This window comes from Streptomyces sp. NPDC047108 (assembly GCF_040643575.1).
Lineage (GTDB): Bacteria > Actinomycetota > Actinomycetes > Streptomycetales > Streptomycetaceae > Streptomyces.
On the sequence record NZ_JBEYUP010000001.1, the window covers coordinates 377,542 to 399,174 of the forward strand.

At 72.1% G+C, this 21,633-nt stretch carries 17 protein-coding genes; 10 read left to right on the top strand and 7 right to left on the bottom strand.

The features are described 5' to 3' along the window. The first annotated feature begins 468 nt into the window (after positions 1 to 468). The 8 genes from ABZ822_RS01635 to ABZ822_RS01670 all read left to right on the top strand — a co-directional run bounded on the left by ABZ822_RS01635 (position 469) and on the right by ABZ822_RS01670 (position 9,312). Entirely contained in the window at positions 469 to 2,133 is a 1,665-nt protein-coding gene (locus ABZ822_RS01635) for a molybdopterin-dependent oxidoreductase (RefSeq protein ID WP_360846923.1), read from the top strand. Positions 2,134 to 2,441: 308 nt separating this feature from the next. After that, positions 2,442 to 3,119 (top strand): fasciclin domain-containing protein, encoded by a 678-nt coding sequence (locus ABZ822_RS01640; protein WP_360845627.1) that lies wholly within the window; start codon positions 2,442 to 2,444, stop codon positions 3,117 to 3,119. 194 nt (positions 3,120 to 3,313) lie between these two features. Next, a complete protein-coding gene (locus ABZ822_RS01645) occupies positions 3,314 to 4,030 on the top strand; it encodes an alpha/beta fold hydrolase (RefSeq protein WP_360845629.1) in 717 nt (238 codons plus the stop codon). Positions 4,031 to 4,240: 210 nt separating this feature from the next. Then, the gene (locus ABZ822_RS01650) at positions 4,241 to 6,466 is read left to right on the top strand and encodes an acetate--CoA ligase family protein (protein ID WP_360845631.1); all 2,226 of its coding nucleotides are present in this window, start codon (positions 4,241 to 4,243) and stop codon (positions 6,464 to 6,466) included. 247 nt (positions 6,467 to 6,713) lie between these two features. After that, the gene (locus ABZ822_RS01655; RefSeq protein WP_360845633.1) at positions 6,714 to 7,544 is read left to right on the top strand and encodes an enoyl-CoA hydratase-related protein; all 831 of its coding nucleotides are present in this window, start codon (positions 6,714 to 6,716) and stop codon (positions 7,542 to 7,544) included. Between the two features lie 119 nt (positions 7,545 to 7,663). After that, positions 7,664 to 8,101 carry a MarR family transcriptional regulator gene (locus ABZ822_RS01660; RefSeq protein WP_360845635.1) on the top strand — a complete coding sequence of 146 codons (438 nt, stop codon included), beginning with the start codon at positions 7,664 to 7,666 and terminating at the stop codon, positions 8,099 to 8,101. Continuing rightward, positions 8,098 to 8,586, top strand: coding sequence for a hypothetical protein (locus tag ABZ822_RS01665; RefSeq protein ID WP_360845637.1), 489 nt, complete (start codon positions 8,098 to 8,100; stop codon positions 8,584 to 8,586). Before ABZ822_RS01660 ends, ABZ822_RS01665 begins: the two co-directional genes overlap by 4 nt. A gap of 24 nt (positions 8,587 to 8,610) precedes the next feature. Then, positions 8,611 to 9,312 carry a flavin reductase family protein gene (locus ABZ822_RS01670; protein WP_360845639.1) on the top strand — a complete coding sequence of 234 codons (702 nt, stop codon included), beginning with the start codon at positions 8,611 to 8,613 and terminating at the stop codon, positions 9,310 to 9,312. A gap of 57 nt (positions 9,313 to 9,369) precedes the next feature. On the opposite strand, the gene ABZ822_RS01675 is transcribed toward ABZ822_RS01670, so the two are convergent. Beyond that, positions 9,370 to 10,713, bottom strand: a complete 1,344-nt coding sequence (locus ABZ822_RS01675) for an MFS transporter (RefSeq protein WP_360845641.1) — start codon at positions 10,711 to 10,713, stop codon at positions 9,370 to 9,372. Between the two features lie 203 nt (positions 10,714 to 10,916). On the opposite strand from ABZ822_RS01675, the gene ABZ822_RS01680 reads away from it, so the two are divergent. Further along, a complete protein-coding gene (locus ABZ822_RS01680; RefSeq protein WP_360846925.1) occupies positions 10,917 to 11,876 on the top strand; it encodes a helix-turn-helix domain-containing protein in 960 nt (319 codons plus the stop codon). 432 nt (positions 11,877 to 12,308) lie between these two features. Here ABZ822_RS01680 and ABZ822_RS01685 read toward each other — a convergent pair whose 3' ends face one another. The 4 genes from ABZ822_RS01685 to ABZ822_RS01700 all read right to left on the bottom strand — a co-directional run bounded on the left by ABZ822_RS01685 (position 12,309) and on the right by ABZ822_RS01700 (position 17,457). Then, positions 12,309 to 13,382: a Zn-dependent alcohol dehydrogenase gene (locus tag ABZ822_RS01685; protein ID WP_360845643.1), complete on the bottom strand. Its 1,074-nt coding sequence runs from the start codon at positions 13,380 to 13,382 to the stop codon at positions 12,309 to 12,311. Between the two features lie 185 nt (positions 13,383 to 13,567). Then, the gene (locus ABZ822_RS01690) at positions 13,568 to 15,034 is read right to left on the bottom strand and encodes an aldehyde dehydrogenase family protein (RefSeq protein ID WP_360845645.1); all 1,467 of its coding nucleotides are present in this window, start codon (positions 15,032 to 15,034) and stop codon (positions 13,568 to 13,570) included. Further along, entirely contained in the window at positions 15,031 to 16,446 is a 1,416-nt protein-coding gene (locus ABZ822_RS01695; protein ID WP_360845647.1) for an acyl-CoA dehydrogenase family protein, read from the bottom strand. The genes ABZ822_RS01690 and ABZ822_RS01695 overlap by 4 nt, the downstream gene beginning before the upstream one ends. Positions 16,447 to 16,458: 12 nt before the next feature. Then, positions 16,459 to 17,457 carry an SDR family NAD(P)-dependent oxidoreductase gene (locus ABZ822_RS01700; RefSeq protein ID WP_360845649.1) on the bottom strand — a complete coding sequence of 333 codons (999 nt, stop codon included), beginning with the start codon at positions 17,455 to 17,457 and terminating at the stop codon, positions 16,459 to 16,461. Between the two features lie 278 nt (positions 17,458 to 17,735). Here ABZ822_RS01700 and ABZ822_RS01705 point away from each other — a divergent pair, with 278 nt between their 5' ends. Continuing rightward, complete coding sequence (locus ABZ822_RS01705) at positions 17,736 to 18,662, top strand: cyclase family protein (RefSeq protein WP_360845651.1); 927 nt, start codon at positions 17,736 to 17,738, stop codon at positions 18,660 to 18,662. A gap of 556 nt (positions 18,663 to 19,218) precedes the next feature. Here ABZ822_RS01705 and ABZ822_RS01710 read toward each other — a convergent pair. Together ABZ822_RS01710 and ABZ822_RS01715 are read right to left on the bottom strand one after the other, a co-directional pair. Next, positions 19,219 to 19,923, bottom strand: a complete 705-nt coding sequence (locus ABZ822_RS01710) for an ATP-binding protein (protein ID WP_360845653.1) — start codon at positions 19,921 to 19,923, stop codon at positions 19,219 to 19,221. A gap of 388 nt (positions 19,924 to 20,311) precedes the next feature. After that, on the bottom strand, positions 20,312 to 21,631 hold the full coding sequence (locus tag ABZ822_RS01715; protein ID WP_360846927.1) for an acyl-CoA dehydrogenase family protein: 1,320 nt from the start codon (positions 21,629 to 21,631) through the stop codon (positions 20,312 to 20,314). Positions 21,632 to 21,633 lie beyond the last annotated feature (2 nt).

The following is a 21,633-nucleotide window of genomic DNA, read 5'->3' on the forward strand; positions in this document are numbered from 1 at the left end:
CGGCTTACGGGGCCCTACGAGGGCTTACGGAGGATTAGCAGGGGCTTGCGAGGGTCGTGGCCGCGGACCAGCGCCTGCAGCTCCAGCGGCACGGCCGCTTACGGAGGCTTGGCAGGGGCTTGCGAGGGCTTACGGGGAAGGGCTCGTGCGGGAGGCCGCCCGGCGGCGGTGACCGCCGGGCGCCGCCCGCGGCGCTCGCCTCCGTGCTCGTCCCGGCGCCGGCGGTGGCTTGTCGGCGGGGTTGACGGGGTGACGCCAATCCAGGGGCGGGCGCGGCGCCGAATCAGATACATGACGGGCCAACGCGACACCACAGCCGAATCCGCCCCTCCCTCTGCCACTTCGACGGCGCCCTCCCCCGGACCGCGCCGACCACGCCCGCTCCGGCGGCTGTTGCACCGCGCGGCGTGGGCACGCCGGTGTCCGGCCGTCTTGAGCGGACTGCTCGCGGGAGTGGCCGCGCTCGCCGTGGCCGAGCTGGCGTCGGCGGCCGTGCGCCCCGAGGCCGGTCCGGTGATCGCCGTGGGCGGGGCCGCCATCGACCTCGCTCCCCCGGCGCTGAAGGACTACGCCGTACGCACCTTCGGCACCCAGGACAAGCTGGTGCTGCAACTCGGCATCCTCGCCGTCCTCGCGGGGTTCGCCCTCGCCCTCGGGATTCTCGCGTTGCGTCAACGCCGGGCGGCATCGGCGGGCGTGCTGGTCTTCGGCGTCGTGGGGACGGTGGCCGCGCTGACACGTCCGTTCGCCGGCGTGCTGGACGCGGTGCCCTCGGTGGTGGGGGCGCTGGCCGGCGCGGGCGTGCTGTACGTCCTGGCCGGGCGGCTGCGTACGTCCGGCGGCCGCGAGGGCGCGGCAAGCGGCGAGGGCGGCGGGGAGGCGGGCGGAAGGGGCGGCACCGACGACGGGGGTGCACGGGGCGACGGAGAGGCGGCGGACGGCGGAGGGGCGACCGACGGAAAGGAGACTCCCGGCGTCCTGGGTCCCCCTGACGGCACGGAGACCCCGGACAGTGCGGTCGCCCGACCGGCGCCGGAACCACGACGGTTCGACCGACGGGGCTTCGTCATCGCGGCCTCCGCCGTCGCCGCGGCCTCAGCGGGCGCGGGGGCACTGGGCCGGAAGCTCAACTCCTCCAGCGGGGCCGCCGTCGCCTCCCGGACGAACGCCCGTCTGCCCGCACCGGGTTCACCCGCCTCCGCCGTCCCGCGCGGCGCGGACTTCCGCCGCCCCGGCCTCAGCCCGTTCATCACCCCCAACCGGGAGTTCTACCGCGTCGACACCGCCCTCGTCGTCCCGAGGATCGACGCCACGCGCTGGCAGCTGCGGATCCACGGCACGGGTGTGCGCCGCCCCCTGACCCTGGGCTACCGCGATCTGCTGAGGCGCGAACTGATCGAGCGGGACGTCACGTTGACCTGTGTGTCGAACCAGGTCGGCGGCCCCTACGTCGGCAACGCCCGGTGGATCGGCGTCCCGTTGGCGCCCCTCCTGGAGGAGGCCGGGGTCGAGCCGCCCTCGCGCGGGGGGAGGGCCGATCAGATCGTCTCGCGTTCCGTGGACGGCATGACGATCGGCACCCCCGTGGAGGCCGTCATGGACGGCCGGGACGCCATGCTCGCTCTGGGCATGAACGGCGAGCCGCTGCCGTTCGCCCACGGCTTCCCGCTGCGGATGGTCGTGCCCGGCCTCTACGGCTACGTCTCGGCCTGCAAGTGGCTGCGCGAGCTGGAGTTGACCACCTTCGACGCCTACGACGTGTACTGGGTACAGAGGAAGTGGGCCCGCGAGGCCCCCGTCAAGACGGCGTCCCGGATCGACACCCCGGGTTCGTTCGCGCGGCTCAAGAGCGGCACGGTGGCGGTGGCCGGTGTCGCGTGGGCGCAGCATCGCGGGATCGACCGTGTCGAGGTCCGTGTCGACGGGGGCCGGTGGCACACGGCTCGGCTTGCGGACGAGGCGGGCGTGGACACCTGGCGGCAGTGGCTGTGGGAGTGGGAGGCCACCCCCGGTTCGCACCGGCTGGAGGTTCGGGCGACCGACCGCAGCGGCGCCCCGCAGACCGGGAAGCGGGCCGGGACCGTGCCGGACGGTGCGACGGGGTGGCATTCCGTCGTCGTCACCGTGGAGTGAACGGCGTCCTGTCGGGCCGGCGGCGCGTCATGGCCCGCGCCGGGTCCGTGCCGCCCGAATGTGCGGACGTGAGAAGTTGCGGAACTGAGAAGTTGCGGACGTTCTTTTCGTAGCCGACTGCCGTGCGGATGGGCGCCGCCTGTGAATTTCCCTGCCGGGAAGAGAAGTTCACTCTTTCGGATGGGTGACCAATCCGAAGGGCCGTAGCGCGGCGAATGACTCGCGGAAGGGGAATCGCGGTGACCGCTCAGCCCTCGATTCCCGCCTTTTCGGTGTTCCACGAAGCCGACACGTCAGGAGACTCTGGAATGCACACCGCGCGTACGACTCGAATCCGCCGTATCGCCGTCGCCGTCACCACGGCGGCGGTCCTCCCGCTGTCTCTGGCAGCCTGCTCCGAGGAGAGCAAGGACAAGGCATCCGACTCGGCCGCGGCCTCGTCCGAGGGTTCGGGCGACGGCTCGGCGGACAGCGGATCGGGCTCGAAGGCCGACGGATCCATGCCGGCGGGCGACCGGCCGTTCGGCCCTGCTTGTTCGACGGTGCCCGAGAGCGGCGCGGGCAGTTTCCAGGGCATGGCCCAGGACCCGGTCGCCACCGCGGCGTCCAACAACCCCGCTCTGTCCACGCTGGTCGGTGCCGTCAAGAAGGCCGGGCTGGTGGACACGCTCAACAGCGCGAAGAACATCACGGTCTTCGCGCCGACCAATGACGCCTTCGCCAAGATTCCCAAGGCTGATCTCAACAAGGTGCTCAACGACAAGGCGATGCTGACCAAGGTCCTCACCAACCATGTGGTCGGCGAGAAGGTGACGCCGAAGAAGATGGAGAACGCCTCGTACGAGACGCTGGCCAAGACCAAGCTGACCACGGCCGGTTCGGGCACCTCCTACAAGGTCAACGACACCGCAAATGTGGTCTGCGGAAATGTCCGCACCTCCAACGCGACCGTGCACATCGTCGACACCGTGCTCATGCCCGGATAGCGGTCGCCGGCGCCGAGCCACGGCACGGCACCACCTCGGCGACGGCCGGACGGTTTTCCGCGGAACGGGCGGACCGTCCGGCCTTCGGGTGGGAGCGAGCCGATACGGCAGGTGCGGCCGGAGTGCCGTGACACGGGAATTTCGGGAAAGACGTCGGGAGACGGCACGGGGTGGGAGACGAACGGGATGTGAGCATGGACCATCAGGCACTCGCCCTGAAGGACGCGGACGGTCGCGCTGAGGCGGTCGTCCTGTTTCTGCACGGCGGACGCGAGTCCGGCCTGACCCGCCCCACGCGATGGAACCTTCCGGGTCTGCGCATGCTGCCGTTCGTCCACGCGGTGCGCTCGGTGACGGACGGGCACGGTGTCGCCACGGGCGTGGTCCGCTACCGGCACTGCGGCTGGAACGGCGACCGCGCCGACGCCGCGCGCGATGTCCGCGACGCCCTGGGGGAGATCGCACGCCGCTGCGGCCCGGTGCCGGTCGTCCTGGTCGGCCACTCCATGGGCGGGCGGGCCGCGCTGCGCGTCGCGGATCACCCCCGGGTCCGCTCGGTGATCGCGCTGGCGCCCTGGTGCCCCGCGAAGGAGCCGGTCGAGCACCTGGCCGGGGTCTCCACCGTGATCGTGCACTCGGACCGGGACCGCGTGACCGAGCCCCGGCTCTCGCGCGTCTTCGCCGCGCGCGCCAGGGCCGCGGGAGCGCCGGTGTGCCGGTTCGAGATCAAGGGCAGCGACCATGCGATGCTGCGCCACGCCGCCCGGTGGCACCGGCTGACCGCACGCCTGGCGACGGGACTGCTGGGCATCGAGGACCTGCCCCTGCGGGTGGGGGCGGCGCTCAGGCTCGACGGCGGCGCACCCGACGGGCTGGACCTGGACCTGGCCTCGGTCGCCCAGGAGGCATGACGGCCCTGAGAGGCCGTCGGCATGACGGTCCCGAGCGGTGGTCGGCATCACGGTCCGAGTGGTCGTCGGCACGCCGGTCCGAGTAGCCGCCCTTCTCATGTGTCTTTCTCACGCCGCACTGTTTTCTGATGGGTTGTCAGTTCAGTAACCTGACAGTGCGTCAGTTACTGCGCGGACCATCGGCCATCGAGCAGGAGCGGGGCGAGAACGATGCTTGGTTCGACCCACGGCACCCTCACCACTCACTCCCGCCCGGCCCGCGTCGTGGCCTGTGGCGAGCACACCGCGACCACGGTGCACGGCACCGCGGATCCCGGCAAGGACCTGGACGTCAGCGGGCGTCCGCTGCACGCGCCCGTACCCGACCTGGACCGGTTCTTCCGGCCCGCCTCCATGGTCGTCGTGGGTGCCTCCGACAGCGAGGGACGCCCCAGCACAGGCATCACCCGCCGGCTCATCGACTGGTCCGAGCGGGTCGGGGCGCGTCTGCACCCCGTGAACCCCGGCCGCTCCACCGTCTTCGGCCTGCCCTGTCTCCCTTCCGTCGCGGACGTGTCCGAACCGGTCGATCTCGCCGTCCTCCTCGTCGCCGACCCTCTGCCCGTGATCGAGGAACTCGCCGAGGCCAAGGTGAAGTTCGCGGTCGCCTTCGCCTCCGGGTTCGCCGAGACGGGCGGCGAGGGCGCCATCGCGCAGGCACGTCTCGCCGCCGCCGTCGAGCGCTCAGGGATCCGGCTGCTCGGACCCAACACCAACCTCAACGCGTTCGAGGAGTTCCGCGACGACCTCGACGGTCCCGCCATCGCCCTCATCACGCAGTCGGGCCACCAGGGGCGCCCCGTCTTCGCGCTCCAGGAGCTGGGCATACGGCTCTCCCACTGGGCGCCCACCGGCAACGAGGCCGACCTCGAGACGGCCGACTTCATCTCGTACTTCGCCTCGCGGCCCGAGGTCGGCGCCATCGCCGCATATGTGGAAGGACTCAAGGACGGCCGGGACTTCCTGCTGGCCGCCGACCGTGCCGCACGGAACAAGGTGCCCGTGGTGGCCGTCAAGGTGGGCCGCACCGAGACCGGTGCCCGGACGGCAGCCTCCCACACCGGCAAACTCACCGGCGCCGACGAGGTCGTGGACGCGGCGATGCGGCAGTTCGGCGTGATCCGGGTGAACGGGCTCGACGAACTCCAGGACACCTCCGCGCTCCTGGCGCGGGCCCGCCCGCCGCGCGCGGACGGCGTTGCGGTGTATTCGATCTCGGGCGGCACAGGGGCCCACTTCGCGGATCTCGCCGCGGCCGCCGGGCTCCGTCTGCCGGACCTCTCCGCCGAGAAGCAGACGGAGCTCCACCAGTGGATACCCGACTACCTCGGCGTCTCCAACCCCATCGACAGCGGCGGCCATCCGGTCGGCGACCGGCGCGGCCGGAAGATCATCGACGCGATCCTCGCCGACCCCTCCGTGGGCGTCCTCGTCTGCCCCATCACCGGGCCCTTCCCTCCGATGAGCGACAAGCTCGCCCAGGACCTGGTGGACGCGGCGGAGGCCACGGACAAGCAGGTCTGCGTGGTGTGGGGGTCGCCGGTCGGCACCGAGGACGCCTACCGGCGCATCCTGCTCGGCTCCTCCCGTGTCGCCACCTTCCGTACGTTCGCCAACTGCATCACCGCCGTCCGCGCCTACCTCGGCCACCACCGGTTCGTCTCCGGCTACCGCTCCCCCTTCGACGACGCGCCCCGCACCGCATCCCCCTCGGCCCGCAAGGCGCGCGATCTGCTGCGCCCCGGCCAGCAGTTGAGCGAGCACGCGGCGAAGCAGCTCCTGCGGGCGTACGGGATCCGTGTGCCGCGCGAGCAGTTGGTGACGAGCGCGGCCGCCTCCGTACGCGCCGCCGGACTGGTCGGCTACCCCGTCGTCATGAAGGCGTCGGCCGCCCAGCTCGCCCACAAGACCGAACTGGGCCTCGTGCGGGTCGGGCTGACCTCGGCCAGCCAGGTCAGGGACGCCTATCGCGAGCTGACGGACATCGCGCGCCACGAAGGGATCACGCTGGACGGCGTACTCGTCTGCCAGATGATCGAACGGGGTGTGGAAATGGTCGTGGGCATGACGCACGACAGCCTCTTCGGGCCCACGGTGACGGTGGGCCTGGGCGGTGTGCTCGTCGAGGTGCTGCGCGACGCGGCGGTGCGTGTGCCGCCGTTCGGCGAGGACCAGGCCCGCGAGATGCTGCGCGAACTGCGCGGCCACGCCCTGCTGGAGGGCGTGCGCGGCGGACCGCCCGCCGATGTCGACGCGCTGGTGGAAGTCGTGCTGCGGGTCCAGCGCATGGCGCTCGAACTGGGCGACGGCCTGGCCGAACTCGACATCAACCCCCTGGTCGTACTCGACCGGGGCCAGGGTGCGGTGGCGCTCGACGCGCTCGCCGTCTGCCGGTGAACCGCGGACGCGCAGGCGCCGCGACGCACGGATCAGCGACGCACCGGTCATCAGGGCGCCGATCAGTGACGTGCCGATCCACTGCAGGCCGTCCCGCAGGGCGCCATCGCGCCACAGCCCGCGTCCCGAAACGCCGCGCGACGATGCGCCGCACCGGCCACGCACCCTCGCGCGCAACGGCCGGTGGGCCGTGTCTTTCCCGCCCCCCGCGCGGGAAAGACACGGCACGACGACAAGGAGCTTCAGCATGACTGCCTCCCCCGAGAAGTCCTTGGAGACATTGGTACTTCACACCACTGACAACGGCGTCTCGTGGATCACGCTGAACCGCCCCGAGGCGATGAACGCCGTCTCCTGGGACCAGCGGGAACGCGTCATCGCGCTCCTCGAAGCGGCCTCCGCGGATCCGGGCGTGCGGGCCGTCGTCATCACCGGTACGGGCAAGGGTTTCTGCGCCGGGGCCGACCTGCGGGGCGCCCCGGCGAACACGGGCGAACGGGCAGCGGAGGAGCGCATCGCGGGCGATGTGGCCCGTACGATCCGGCGCGGCGCGCAGCGGCTCGTCGCCGCGGTCCTGGACTGCGAGAAGCCGGTGATCGCCGCGGTCAACGGCACCGCGGCCGGCCTCGGCGCTCATCTCGCGCTGGCCTGCGACCTCGTACTGGCCGTGGAATCTGCGCGGTTCATCGAGGTGTTCGTGCGCCGGGGGCTGGTGCCGGACGGCGGCGGTGCGTATCTGCTGCCCCGGCTCGTCGGTCCGCAGCGGGCCAAGGAGCTGATGTTCTTCGGCGACGCCGTGCCGGCGTCGCACGCGGAACGGCTGGGACTGGTCAACCGGGTCGTGGCCGAAGGGGAGTTGGAGAAGACGGCCCGCGCGTGGGCCGAGCGCCTGGCCACCGGGCCGACGCGCGCGCTCGCGCTCACGAAGCGGCTGGTCAACGCGTCACTGGACGCCGACCGGAGCACGGCGTTCGACGCCGAGGCGACGGCTCAGGAGATCAACATGGCGACGGCGGACGCGCAGGAGGGCGTCGCGGCGTTCGTCGAACGCCGCTCGCCGGAGTACGGGGGGCGCTGAGACTCCCGGCCCTGCCCCTGAGCCGCAAGGGCTGCACCGAGCCCGGCGTAAGCCCTGGTGCGCGGACCGGGCAGAACCCCGTTGCGCGCCGATACTACGATCTCGTACATTCCGAAAACGTGATACCTGAACCCGATCCCTCCGAGGCGTCGCCGCTGCTCGCACTGCAGCGGGCCACCCACGCGACGTTGCAGGTCCTCGCCGCGGAGCTGGTCGATCTCGATCTGACCGCCTCGGAGATCAACGCCCTGGCGATCCTCGCCGACGGCCGGGGCCGGACCGTTTCCCAGCTCGGCGCCGCCGCGGGCACCCGCCCCACGACGCTGACCAGCGTGCTGGACCGGCTGGAGCGGCGCGGCCACATCACCCGCGGCACCCGCGCGGGCGACCGCCGCGTCGTGGCCATCGAGCTGACGCCGTCGGGCCGCGTCGCCGCCGACACGATCCGGCGGACCGTGGCCGGGCTGGAGCAGCGCGCGATCGGCCACCTGTCCGCCGAAGCGGTCTCCGGTTTCCACGCCGTGCTGCGCGCCCTCTCGAAGGTGACCACCCCATGACGACCGACCACACCGACCGCACCGAACACACCGACACTGACCGCACCGGCCACGACGACCGCACGCGCACTGAGCCGCCCCTCGGCCGCGACCCGGTCTTCGACGAGCTGATGGCCGACGTCATGGCGTACGCCGAGCACTTCGGCCACCGCGAGCACATCCGGCTGACCTGGCTGGCCGTCCACCGCGTCGGCATGCCCGCGGCGATCGGCCTGATCAGCGAGGGCATACGGCACACGGCGCGCTACGCGGGCGCCCCGCAGAAGTACAACGCGACGGTCAGCCGGGCCTGGGTGGAGCTGGTCGCGCACCATGCGGCCGAGGAGGGTTCGCGCACCTTCCCCGACCTCGTCGGCCGGAACCCCGGGCTGCTCGACAAGCGTCTGCTCGGCCGCTTCTACCGTTCCACGACGCTGGCCCGCCCGGAGGCCAGGACGGGTTGGTTGGAGCCGGACCTCGCCCCGTTCCCGTGGACCCAGGGCTAGGAATCTGACGATCCATCAGCTTCAATGGGTTCCATGATGGGACACGCAGGCATGGCGGCCACCGCCGTGCGATATCTGCGCTCGGTCGGCTCGCCGGTGTCGTCCGCGCGCGAACCGGTCGACCCGCTTCCCCGGCCCGATCTGCGGGCCGTACGGGAGGACGAGCGGCTGCCCGTCGATCCGGCCGAATTCCGTCGCGTCCTCGGCCACTTCGCGAGCGGCGTCACGGTCGTCACGGCACCGGGCGCGACGGGTGGTGACGACCGGCGCAGCGGCGACGAGCAGGGCGAGGGGCCGGCGGGCTTCGCCTGCCAGTCGTTCGCCTCGCTCTCCCTCGACCCGCCGCTCATCGCGTTCATGGCCGGCAGAACGTCCACGACGTGGCCGCGGATCGCCCGCGCCGGGGTGTTCTGCGTCAACATCATGGGCGCCGAACAGGGCGAACTCTGCCGGGACTTCGCGGTGAGCAGCCGCCAACGGCCGGACAAGTTCGCGGGGGTGTCCTACGACGCCGCGCCCGTGACGGGTTCGCCGCTCCTCGACGGCGTACCGGCGTGGATCGACTGCACGGTGCACGCCGTGCACACGGGCGGAGACCACCTGATCGTCGTGGGCCGCGTCGAGGCGCTCGGCACGGACGAAGCCGCCGCGGCCGCGGGGCCGTTGCTCTTCCACCGCGGGGCCTTCGGAGGTTTCAGCGGCGGGCCGCCCCTGAGCAGAGGGTGAGGCGGCGCACGCCGAGTTGACGCGACACCGGCACCCCCTGCGCCGCCGCTCCCCACCTCAGGCTGGTACCGCCCGCATCCGTTCCGGTCGGCGGCGGATCACCAGGGCCATCAGGGCCGCGGCGGCGCACAGCGCGCCCGAGGTGTACCAGGCGGTGTCGTACGAACCGGTGACGTCCCGGATCACCCCCGTCCCCAGGGCGACGAGACCGGCGCCCACCTGGTGGGACGCCAGCACCCATCCGAAGACGATCGCCCCGTCGTCGCCGAAGTGTTCGCGGCACAGCGCGACCGTGGGCGGAACGGTGGCCACCCAGTCCAGGCCGTAGAAGACGATGAAGAACAGCATCGGCGGGTGGACGGAGTCCGCGAGCAGCATCGGCAGGAACATCAGGGAGACGCCCCGCAGGCCGTAGTAGACGGCGAGGAGGCGGCGGGAGTCGTACCGGTCGGTGAACCAGCCGGAGGCGACGGTCCCCACGAGGTCGAAGACGCCGATGACCGCAAGCAGCCCGGCGGCAGCCGTGACCGGCATGCCGTGGTCGTGCGCGGCGGGCACGAAGTGCGTCTGGATCAGGCCGTTGGTGGAGGCACCGCAGATGGCGAACGTTCCGGCGAGCAGCCAGAAGGCCTTCGTGCGCGCGGCCTCGCGCAGCGCGCGGAGGGCACGCCCCGCCGCGCCGCCCGCCCCCGCCTCCCGCGCGGCGTCCTGTTCCTGCGCGACGGTCTCCTCCGGGCCGGCGCCGTAGCGGGTGGTGTCCACGTCCCGCGGGTGGTCCCGCAGCAGCCACAGGACGAGGGGGACGACGGCCAGGGCCGCGAAGGTGACGGCGAGCGTCGCCGTGCGCCAGTCGTAGCGTTCGGCGGTCCAGGCGACCAGGGGCAGGAAGACGAGTTGCCCGGCGGCGCTGCCCGCGGTCAGCACGCCCGTCACCAGGCCGCGGCGGGCGACGAACCAGCGGTTGACGACGGTCGCGACGAACGCCAGCGCCATGGAGCCGGTGCCGAGACCGACCAGCACACCCCAGCACAGGACGAGCTGCCAGCCGGCGTTCATGAAGACCGTCAACCCGCTGCCCGCTGCGACCAGCAGGAGGGCGGAGGCGACGACCTTGCGCATGCCGAAGCGGTCCATCAGGGCGGCGGCGAACGGCGCGGTCAGCCCGTACAGCACCAGGTTGAGCGAGACGGCGCCCGAGATCAGGCCGCGCGACCAGCCGAACTCCGCGTGCAGCGGATCGATCAGCACGCCCGGCGCCGCGCGGAAGGACGCCGCCCCGACGAGCGCGACGAACGCGGCGACCGCCACCCACCAGGCACGGTGGACGCGCGGCGGGCGGCGTGCGCGGGCGTGCGGGTCGCGCTGTCCGGGGCGTGCGGGGCGGTGAGGCGTCTGAGTCACCGGTCCAGCATCGGCGGCCCCGACTGATCGTTCGAGTGGCCCGAAGGCCATGCTTCGCTAGGATCGGGCCACGGCACGCCGTCACCGGACGGCCGGGCCGGGGGGGCGAGAGGAGGAGGTCACCCGTGGCGAGAACCCCTCGGACGGCGCCCCGCGCACACGGCGGAGGCGGAGCGAGAACCGCTGCCGCGCGCCTCCACCGCATCGTGGTGCTCACCCTCGACGGGGTCATCCCGTTCGAACTCGGCATCCCGTACCGGATCTTCGGCAAGACCCGTTCACCCGACGGCAGGCCCCTGTACGAGGTCGTCACCTGCGCGCTCACGCCCGGACCGGTCCGCACGGACGCCGACTTCTCGATCACCGTCGACCTGGGTCCGCACGCTCTGGCCGGAGCCGACACCGTCGTGATCCCGTCCTCCTTCGAGCTGGGCCCGGTGTACGAGGAGGGGACACTGACCGAGCCGCTGGCCGCCGCCCTCGCCCACGTACGCCCCGGCACCCGCATGGTGTCGATCTGCACCGGCTCCTACGTCCTGGCCGCGGCGGGGCTGCTCGACGGACGGCCCGCCACCACCCACTGGCGCAACGCCGACCACTTCCAGCGGCTCTTCCCGAAGATCGACGTCGACCCGGACGTGCTGTTCGTCGACGACGGTGACGTACTCACCTCCGCGGGCGTCGCCTCGGGGATCGACCTCTGCCTGCACATCGTGCGGCTTGACCACGGCGCGTCGGTCGCGAACGAGGTCGCGCGGCGCAGCGTGGTGCCGCCCCACCGCGACGGCGGCCAGGCTCAGTACATCCGGCGCCCGGTCCCGGAACCCCAGGTGGCCACCACCGCCACCGCACGCGCCTGGGCACTGGAACGCCTCGACCGGCCCATCCAGCTCCAGGACCTGGCCCGGCAGGAGGCGATGAGCGTACGGACCTTCACCCGGCGGTTCCGGGAGGAGGTCGGCGTCAGTCCCGGGCAGTGGCTGGTGGCCCAACGTGTCGAACGCGCCCGGCACTTGCTGGAGGACACGGACCTGGCGGTGGACCGGGTGGCCCGGGAGTGCGGCTTCGGCTCTGCGGCGTCGCTGCGGCAGCACGTGCAGACGGCGCTCGGCGTCTCGCCGATGGCGTACCGGCGCACGTTCCGCGCGGCCGGGGAGTGTTGAGGCCGCGGCGGCGCTCTGTCCGCTCTGCGTTCGTTCTCCGACGCGGGGCGCCTGACGACGGACCATGTCGCCGGGTGCGCCCGGCGCGTACTGGAGCGGCCCGGGAGAACGCTGATGCCTTCCCTGCTCGGACTCCCCGGTGCGGAGCTGCGCAGAGATCCGGGCAGGGCGGCGGCCCTCGTACCGCTCATCGAGGACTCCTTCGGGCACCCATGGGCGAACGTGCAGGAGAGAGCGCTCGAACTCGCCGTCTTTCTCGATGCGTTGCTGGACGGGACGGCACGTCGGCAGCCGGCCTCCGCCGCGGGCGGTCTCGTGCCGGACCTGAGGGTGAGAGCCACCGAAGCGTTCGGGGGGCCCATGGACCCGGTGGGCGCCCGGACGAGGAGCCGACGGTCACCCGGACGTAGAGGACGGTCGGCACCAGGTCTCTCAGGAGCCGAACGTCAGCACACCCCGGGCCACCCTGCCGTGGTGCGCGTCGTCCGCCGCCTTGGCGAAGTCCTCCACGGGGTAGGTGGCGGTGACGAGTTCGTCCAGCAGCAGACGTCCGGCCCGGTACAGCTCGGCGTACAGCGCGATGTCGTGCTGCGGGCGCGAGGACCCGTACCGGCAGCCCAGGATCGCCTTGTCCAGATACATCGACGAGACGAGGAAGGACGCCTCGGCGGTGGCGGGCGGGACGCCGAGCAGCACGGCCTGGCCGTGCCGGTCGAGGAGGTCGACGGCCTGCCGTATGAGCCGGGTGCTGCCGACGCACTCGAAGGCGTGGTCGGCGCCGGTGGGCAAGATCTCCTTCACGGCGGCCGACGTGTCGGGGACGGCGGAGGCGTCGACGAAGTGCGTCGCGCCGAACTGCCGCGCCACCGCCTCCTTCGCCGGGTTGGCGTCCACGGCGACGATCGTCAGCGCGCCCGCGATCCGCGCGCCCTGCACGACGTTGAGACCGATTCCGCCCGTCCCGATGACGACGACGCTGTCGCCGCCCGCGATTCTCGCCCGGTTCAGAGCCGCCCCGACTCCGGTCAGGACACCGCACCCGATGAGGGCGGCCGAGGTGAACGGGATGTCGGGATGGATCTTGACCGCCTGGACGGCCTTGACCACCGTCCGCTCGGCGAAGGCCGAGTTGGAGGCGAAGTTGAACAGGGGTTTCCCAGCGCGGGAGAACGGCCTGCCGGGCCGCCCGATGGAGGACCGGCACATCGTGGGGCGGCCCTGGTCGCAGTCGCTGCAGGCGCCGCAGTTGGCGAGGGTGGACAGGGCGACGTGGTCGCCGGGCGCCACATGCCGCACGCCCGGTCCGACGGCCTCGACGACGCCCGCGCCCTCGTGACCGAGCACGACGGGCACGGGGAAGGGGATCGTTCCGTCGACGACGGACAGGTCGCTGTGGCAGAGCCCGGCGGCGCGGATGCCGACCAGCACCTCCCCGGGCCCCGCGTCGCGTACATCCAGGTCGTCGACGACCTGCGGCTGCCGGCCGTCGAAGATGACACCTCTCATGGCTGTCGTTCCCTTCCTCTGCCTGGGGACCTGCCTGCCTCGACTCCGCGCCCGTGCATGCGCGTCCGTGCATGCGCGTGCGTGGGTGTGCGGCCGTGGGTGTGCGGCTGTGGGTGTGCGGCCGTGGGTGTGCGTGCCTGTTCGTGTCTGCTCGCCGTGGCCTGGATGTCCCTGGACGTCCGGCCTCAGGAAGGCCAGACGACGGACTGGAGCTCGCTGTAGGCGTGCAGGCCGAACGAGCCGCCGTCACGGCCCACTCCGCTCTCCTTGAAGCCGCCGAACGGCGTCTCGGGGTGGCGCTGGACGGTGTTGATGCCGACGTTGCCGCTACGGAGCCGGGCGGCCAGGGCCCAGGCGCGGCCCGCGTCGGCGCTGAAGACGTAGTCGTAGAGGCCGTACGGGGTGCCGTTGGCGATCCGCAACGCCTCGTCCTCGTCGTCGAAGGGGATCGCGACGACGACCGGGCCGAACAACTCCTCCTGCGCGACGGTCATGGCGGGGTCGACGTCCGCGAGGAGCGTGGGCGCGACGTAGAAACCGGTCTTCGTGCCGGGGCGTTCACCGCCGACGACGAGACGAGCGCCCTGGTCGACGGCCCCTTCGATGTACGCCTCGACGCGGTCGCGCTGCGCGGCGGAGATCAACGGGCCGACGACCGTGGAGTTATCCACAGGGTCCCCGACAGTCAGCGCCGACGCGTAGTGTTCAAGACCGGCGACGACCTTCTCGTACAGCGATCGATGGACGAGAGCGCGGGTCGGAGCCGTGCAGATCTGACCGCTGTGGAACGACCACGTAGAACCGACTGCCGAGATCGCCGACTTGACCACCCTCTCGTCGGCATCCCCCAGCACGATGGCCGCGCCCTTGCCGCCGAGTTCCATGAGGGTGCGCTTCATCGTCTCCCCTGCGGACGTGGCAATCCGCCGTCCCACAGCGGTCGACCCTGTGAAGCTGATCATGTCCACATCTGGGTGGGCGACCAGCGCCTCACCGGCCGCCGCGCCCGAGCCGGTGACGACGTTGAACGCGCCCGCGGGCAGCCCGGCCTCCTGGAGCAGCGGGCCCAGCTCCAGGCAGCCCAGCGGGTCCTGCGGGGCCGGCTTGGCGACGACCGTGTTGCCCATGGCCAGAGCGGGCGCGACCTTGCCCGCGAGATTGACGATCGGAAAGTTGTAGGAGGTGATGCATGCGACGACACCCACGGGGCGGCGGACGGCCGCGGCGCCGATGAGCCCGCCCGGCGCGAGCGGGCTCGCCCTGACGGGCTGGGGTGCGAGCGGGATGGTGCCGGGCTCCAGTGCGCCGCGGGCGTAGCGCCTGAACCGGTCGGCGGCGGTGGGCACTTGCATGGTCGAGGCGACGCGCAGGGTGGAGCCCGTCTCGGCCTGCAGGAGCGGCACGAGGTCCTTGCCGCGCTCGGTCAGCAGGTCGGCGACGCGGTCGAGCACCTTCGCCCGTTCGCGGGGCTCGGTGCGCGACCACTCCTCGTGGGCGGCGCGTGCGGCGGCGACGGCATCGGCGACGTCGGCGCCGGCGGCCTCAGGTGCGCTGCCGACTACTTCCTCGGTCGCCGGGTTGATGACGGGGTAGTGGCCGGCCACCGGCGCCCGCCAGGCGCCGCCGATCCAGTGCTGGTACGTCGTCGTCATCGGGGTTCCTTCGGCAGGCCGAGCACCCGCTCGGCGATGATGTTGCGCTGGATCTCGTCCGAGCCGCCGTAGATGGTGTCGGCGCGGGAGAAGAGGAACAGGTGCTGCAGGGCGTCCAGTTCGTACGGGCGGTCGGCCGACCAGTCCGCGGGCCCGAAGGCAGCGGCCCCGCCCTGCGCGTGCATGGCCAGTTCGCCGAGGCGCTGGTGCCATCCGCCCCAGAGCAGCTTGGCGACGCTGGGTGCTCCGGGGTCCGTGCCGGTGCCCGTGGCGGGGCCCGGGGTCCTGGTCGCAATGCTGGTGCCGGGGCTGGTGCTGGTGCTGGTGCCGAGGGTGCGCAGGGCGTTCCAGCGCATGGTGCGGAGTTCGGCCCACTGGCGCACCAGCCGGTCCCTCAGGACGGGGTCGTCCGCGGCCCCGGTCCTGACGGCCAGCGCGACGACGCGGTCCAGCTCTTCGGCGAAACCGATCTGCTGGACGAGTGTCGACACGCCTCGCTCCACGGCGAGGAGGCCCATGGCGACGCGCCATCCGTTGCCCGGGCCACCGACGATGTGCTCCTCGGCGGCCACCGCCCCGTCGAAGAACACCTCGTTGAACTCGGCGGCGCCGGACATCTGTCGGATCGGCCGAACCTCGATCCGGCCCGGCTGGTCCATCGGCACGAGAAGGAAGGAGAGACCGCGATGACGCTGTGACCCCGGCTCGGTCCGTGCGAGGACGAAGCACCAGTCCGCGTACTGGGCGAGGGAGGTCCAGATCTTCTGGCCGGTGATGCGGTAGGTGCCGTCGGCGGGGTCCCGCACGGCCGTGGTGCGGAGCCCGGCCAGGTCGGAGCCTGCGCCCGGTTCGCTGTAGCCCTGGCACCACAGCTCTTCGCCGCGGGCGATCGGTGGGAGGAAGCGCTCCCGCTGGGCCTCGTCGCCGAAGGCGATGAGGGTGGGTGCAAGCAGGTTCTCACCGATGTGGCCGACGCGGGACGGGGCTTTGGCGCGGGCGTACTCCTCGGCCCAGACGACCTGTTGAGTGAGGCCGGCGGCCCGGTTGCCCCAAGCGCCGTGGGTGCGGTCCCAGCCGAGGCCGATCCAGCCATCGGCGCCGAGCTCGCGCTCCCAAGCGGTGCGCTGCCGCCTGCCGGAGGAGTCGGGAAGGGCGGGAGGGGCGGGAGGGGCGGGGAGGGTGGGGGTGGGGGTGGGGGCCCCGGAGAGGGAGGAAACGATGGCGGCCTGCCCAGTGGTCACACCGGCGGCAGCGACGTCGTCGGCTGTGACGTCCCCGCCACCCGTACCCGCGACCGCGCCCGCCCCCGGTTCGCCCACGCGGTTCGCGAACGCACCGATGACGTGCGTGTCGAGCCAGGCGCGTGCTTCTGCGCGGAATCGCTCGTCCTCGGGCCCGAAGCTGAAGTCCACGGCGTTCCCCTTCTATTTCCCGCGCTGCGCAGGGGGGTTGTCCCCCTGCTGCGCCGTTGCCGCGTTCGTCGTCTTGGCAGTCGTCGCCTTGGCGGCCGCGGCGGCCTGCGCCATCGCCTCCAGCTGCGCGAGCATCGGCATGGGGTCGGTGCCGACGGTCCCCGGGAGGAAGTCGGCGATCCGCTCCGGGGTCCAGGCGCCCTCCGCATACGCGGACCGCAGCTCTCTCGGCTGCGCCCACACCGCGATCTTGGGACCGGCGATCGTGTAGACCTGACCGGTGATCTTCTCTTCCCTCGCCCGGTCGCTGAGCAGGTAGACGACGAGCGCCGCGACGTCCTCGGGGTCGCCGATCTCCTTGAGTTCCATCGGAACGTTCGCGGACATCCGCGTACGGGCCACGGGCGCGACACAGTTGGCGGTCACCCCGTACTTGTGGAGTCCGAGTGCCGCGCTGCGGACCAGCGAGATGATTCCGCCCTTGGCCGCCGAGTAGTTGGCCTGCGAGACGCTGCCCTGGTGGTTGCCACTGGTGAAGCCGACCAGTGTGCCGCCACCCTGCTTGCGCATGACCGCGGAGGCCGCACGGAAGACCGTGAACGTGCCCTTCAGGTGCGTGGCGAGGACGGGGTCCCACTCCTCCTCGCTCATGTTGAAGAGCATGCGCTCGCGGAGGATCCCGGCGACGCAGACGACGCCGTCGATGCGTCCGTACCGCTCCAGGGCGGTGTCCACGACGCGTTGGCCACCGGCCATCGTGGAGATGTCGTCGGCGACGGCCACCGCTTCTCCCCCGGCGCGCGCCCCGCCGTCTCCGCTCGCGCCCGCCTCGATCTCCTTCACCACGGCCTCGGCGATGTCGCTCGCCGGCTCCGCGCCTTCGATGGAGACGCCGTAGTCGTTGACGACGACTTTCGCCCCTTCGGCCGCGCAGGCGAGGGCGACCGCCCGCCCGATGCCGCGACCGGCACCGGTGACGGCGATGACCTTGCCTGCCAGGAAGTTCCCCACGCCGCGCCCCTTCCGCAGTTTCTGACGGACCGTTAGATTTTCGGCAGAGGCGGTCTTGAGCACAAGCCCCGTACGGGATTCGGCACTTCAGGACCGGCCGCACCGACCGAGGACCGACCAGCCCGACCGGTCGGACGAGCCCGACCGTTCCGACCCAGGAACCGACCGGGCTGACCGAGATCCGACCGGGACGACCCGGCGGCCGTCCGGCTCGGGACGGCCGCGAGCACCGGACCGCCGGTCGAGGCGAACTGGCTGGGGAGAAGGGCGGGAAACCCATGGCACTGCCGCCGGAGTTCCACGACATCGCCAAGCGCGTCAACAACTGGGGACGCTGGGGCGAGGACGACGAGATCGGCACTCTCAACCTCGTCACCGACGCGGTGGTGCGCGCCGCGGCAGGCACCGTGCGCACCGGCCGACGCGTCCCCCTCGCCCTGCCGCTCCAGCACGACGGCGTGCAGACGGGTGTGATTCCCGGCCGGACCAATCCGCTCCACACCATGATCGCCGTCAACCAGGAGCTGTTCGGCCCGGGAACGGTGGCCACCAGCGACGACACCGTCACCATGGCGCTACAGACGGCCACCCACTGGGACGCACTGACCCACGTGTCGTACGCGGGCAGGATCTACAACGGGCGCCCGGCCGGCTCGATCACCAGCCACGGCCGGGCGGCGTTCAGCGGCATCGAGAAGGCGCGGCACATCGTGTCGCGCGGGGTGCTCCTCGACGTCGCCCGCGCCCGCGGCACCGCCCGCCTCGACGGCGGCCACGCGGTCACGCCGGAAGACCTCGAAGCCGCCCAGGAGTTGGCGGGTACGCGAGTGCGGACCGGGGACATCGTGCTCGTACGGACCGGGCAGATCCAGCAGTACCTGGCGGGCGACAAGCACGGTTACGCCTTTCCGTCTCCGGGCCTGTCGATCCGCTGCCCCGCGTGGTTCCATGCGCGCGATGTCGCCGCCGTCGCGAACGACACCCTCACCTTCGAGATCTTTCCTCCGGAGATCGAGAATCTCTGGCTCGGCGTCCATGCCCTCGATCTCGTCGACATGGGCATGCTGCAGGGGCAGAACTGGAATCTGGAGGAATTGTCAGAGGTCTGCGCCGAGGAGAGGCAGTACGCGTTCCTGCTGTCGGCCATGCCCGAACCGTTCGTCGGCGGAACCGGAACCCCCGTCGCGCCCGTGGCGATTCTCTGACCCCCGCGATCGGCACCGCGGCGGACCGGCGGCGGGTCCATGGGAGGAGTCCGCAAGAAACGGCTTTCCCGAACCGGCCGTTGCCGATTCCGCCGCGCTCGGAATCAGTGACCGATTCAGCAAGGCCGGTCGGGTGGCGGTGCGCTCATGCGCGCCCCGAGCACGGCACGGCGACCGCCACCCGGCTCCGGCGCCCAGGCGCCGCGCTCACTCGGTGAGCGGCCGCACCGGACCACGACCCGCACTCGCCGAGGACCGGAGCCAACAGGCCGGGTCGCCCTCGACGTCCCCTCGCGACGAATCGTTCCCCACAAGGGTGATCAAGTGAACACGGGACGTCAACACCTGGTCTGGACTTTGCGGCGTATGCCCGCTTTCGCCGTGCCCGTTTCGCTTAGCCTGTTCGCCGATGCCCGTCCGGTGCGCCGGCGCACACCGCACCCGCACCCGCACCCGCACCCGCGACCACAGCCACAGCCCTGGCCGTCACCGCATCGCAACACCCGCCGACCCGGGCCTGGTTCCACCCACCAGAGCCTGCACCGGCGGGACCGCGTCAGCGGCTGGCCAGCGGTCGCGATCCCGTCGACGTCCCCGCGGCGGACTGGCCCCAGGCCCCGAGCACATGCCCCAGCGCCTGTCCGACCGGCCGCACCACGGACTCGCCGAGCGGCGGAACGGGTGATGCCCCGTCGGGGTTCGCCACCACCTGCGCACGACCGGCCCGTTGCGGCGCGACGCACGGACCTCCGCGGTCGATCTCGCACCAGATGCTCTTGCCGCCGTCCTCCGGGCACCAGCCCCAGCGGTCGGCCAGGCCGGAGACCAGCTCCAAGCCACGCCCGTTGGTGTCGTCGCCCTCTGCGTGCCGCGGCTTCGGGGCGTGGGCGCTGCGGTCGGCGACCTCGACCCGTACGGTCCCGCGCACCGCTCCGGCACCCTGCTCCGTACGCGCGCCCGGGACGCCCGAACCCGCGCCGGAACCGGAACCGGAGCCGGAGCCGGAAGCAGACCCCGACTCGGACTCGGTACCGGTCCCGCTCACCGCAGCGTCAGGCAGCAGCATCCGCAGCACGGCCGGACACCCGGTGTGCACCACGGCGTTGGTGACCAGCTCCGAGATCAGCAGGACCAGCGTCTCCGCCAGAGGCTCGTCCGGCGCTATTCCGGACCCGGCGAGCCGCGAACGAGCCCACCGACGAGCCCGCCCCACTTCCGCGGGATCGGGCCGCACCTCGAGCTGAACCTGAAGCACCTGCACCGCTCACACCATCCGAACCGGCGGACACATCGCCTCGCGTCTCCAAGAGGTCACACTCCGTGACCCCGCCGGAGAACAGCATGGTTGACGTACAGTCACCCCAACAAGCGCTTCAGGCATATTCCGACGGAACGGAGTACGCGTGCTGCATACTGTGCGGCTCGCGCTTCGGGGACTCGAAAGAAGGGGCTTTCCCTGCCCCCACCTGGCGCGAGTGGCGCACATTCGACACCCCGGGATCGCCACACTGGCCACACCGGGATGGTTGCGCATCAGAACTCCTCGCACCCGAGGCAGAGTACCGGAGCAGTGCCGTGACTCCCCCCTGTGACGAGTCACGTATAGGACACAACCCCATATCAACGCTCAGTGACTTTCCTCCCTGAACTCATCCGAACTGAGCCGAATCATTCGGACATTCCGCTGATGGCGCTTTCTGGCGGGACATTCTTCGGTCGACAAGGTTGTCCGCGAGAAGTTCCTCGGCCTCGGCCGCGGACCGCCATTGGCGAGATCGCACCCATGCCCGCTTGAGATGGAGGTGGACATCCGCTTCCCAGGTGAATCCCATCCCGCCGTGGACCTGGAGGCAGTCGCGGGCGTTGCGTACGGCGGCGTCGTCCGCGAGCAGTTTGGCCGCCGCGATGTCGTACGCGTCGCCGGTGACGGCCGCCGCGTAGACCGCACTCCGGGCGACCTCCGCCCGCACCAGCATCCGCGCGCAGAGGTGCTTGACGGCCTGGAACGCGCCGATGGGTTGCCCGAACTGCTCGCGCTCGCCCGCGTAGCGGACCGCCGCCGCGACCGTGCACGAGGCGCTGCCGAGTTGCTGTGCCGCCGTGAGCAGGGCCGCCTCCCGCCGCACCACCGCACCGCACCGGGAAGAGCCACCGGTGGCACCGCTGTCGCCACCGCCCCGCCCGTCGGAAACCGTCCGCCACGGGGCAAGGGCGACCCGGTGCAGTGGCGTTGCGGGGTCGACCGATCGCAACCCCACCGCCTCCGCGCCGTCCTCCCCGTCCTCCCCGTCCTCCTCGCCCTCCCCGCCACCCTGCTCATCTGGCACGCCGCGTCCGCCCGCCCCGAACTCCCCGACGGCGACGATCCGGACGTCCACGTCCGGTTTCACGTCAACGTCCGGGTCCACATCAACGCCCGCATCAACGCCCGCACCCGGGCCCCCCTCTCCTCGGCCGTCTCCGTCGTCGCCCACGACCAGCACCGCGTCGGCCGACGGCAGGTGCTCGACCAGCCCGGCGTTGCCGTCGCCCGCACCGCGTCCGTCGAGAGCGGTCACCACCGCCTCGCCCCGCGCCGCGGCCTCGATCACGCCCACACCCGCGCCCGCGTCCACACGCGCGCCCGCACCCCTGCCCGTACGGGCCAGATGCGTCACCGCCAGATGCGTCGCGACGAGCGGCCCCGGCAGCAGCGCGCGCCCCGCCTCCTCGAAGAGGAGCACCGCCTCCGGCAGTCCCAACCCGACCCCGCCGCACGCGGAGTCCGCGCCCTCCCCCTCCTCCGGCAACCGCAGCGCGAACAGACCTGCTTCGCCCAGGTCGCGCCACAGCGCCCGGTCCACCCCCGTCCCACCGGGCGCCGCGTGATCGACGGCGGCCCTCAGCCGCTCCCGAGGGAACCTCCGCGCCAGCAGCTCGCGGAACCCCCTCCGCAGTGCCTCCTGGTCCTCCGTGAGCCGGAAGTCCACCG

Bases quoted from the DNA above. Each gene is read 5' to 3' on its own strand.
- ABZ822_RS01670 (WP_360845639.1), top strand. From the start codon at position 8,611: ATGGGTTCCATGATGGGACACGCAGGCATGGCGGCCACCGCCGTGCGA.
- ABZ822_RS01655 (WP_360845633.1), top strand. From the start codon at position 6,714: ATGACTGCCTCCCCCGAGAAGTCCTTGGAGACATTGGTACTTCACACC.
- ABZ822_RS01645 (WP_360845629.1), top strand. From the start codon at position 3,314: ATGGACCATCAGGCACTCGCCCTGAAGGACGCGGACGGTCGCGCTGAG.
- ABZ822_RS01650 (WP_360845631.1), top strand. From the start codon at position 4,241: ATGCTTGGTTCGACCCACGGCACCCTCACCACTCACTCCCGCCCGGCC.
- ABZ822_RS01665 (WP_360845637.1), top strand. From the start codon at position 8,098: ATGACGACCGACCACACCGACCGCACCGAACACACCGACACTGACCGC.
- ABZ822_RS01690 (WP_360845645.1), bottom strand. From the start codon at position 15,034: ATGACGACGACGTACCAGCACTGGATCGGCGGCGCCTGGCGGGCGCCG.
- ABZ822_RS01705 (WP_360845651.1), top strand. From the start codon at position 17,736: ATGGCACTGCCGCCGGAGTTCCACGACATCGCCAAGCGCGTCAACAAC.
- ABZ822_RS01640 (WP_360845627.1), top strand. From the start codon at position 2,442: ATGCACACCGCGCGTACGACTCGAATCCGCCGTATCGCCGTCGCCGTC.
- ABZ822_RS01685 (WP_360845643.1), bottom strand. From the start codon at position 13,382: ATGAGAGGTGTCATCTTCGACGGCCGGCAGCCGCAGGTCGTCGACGAC.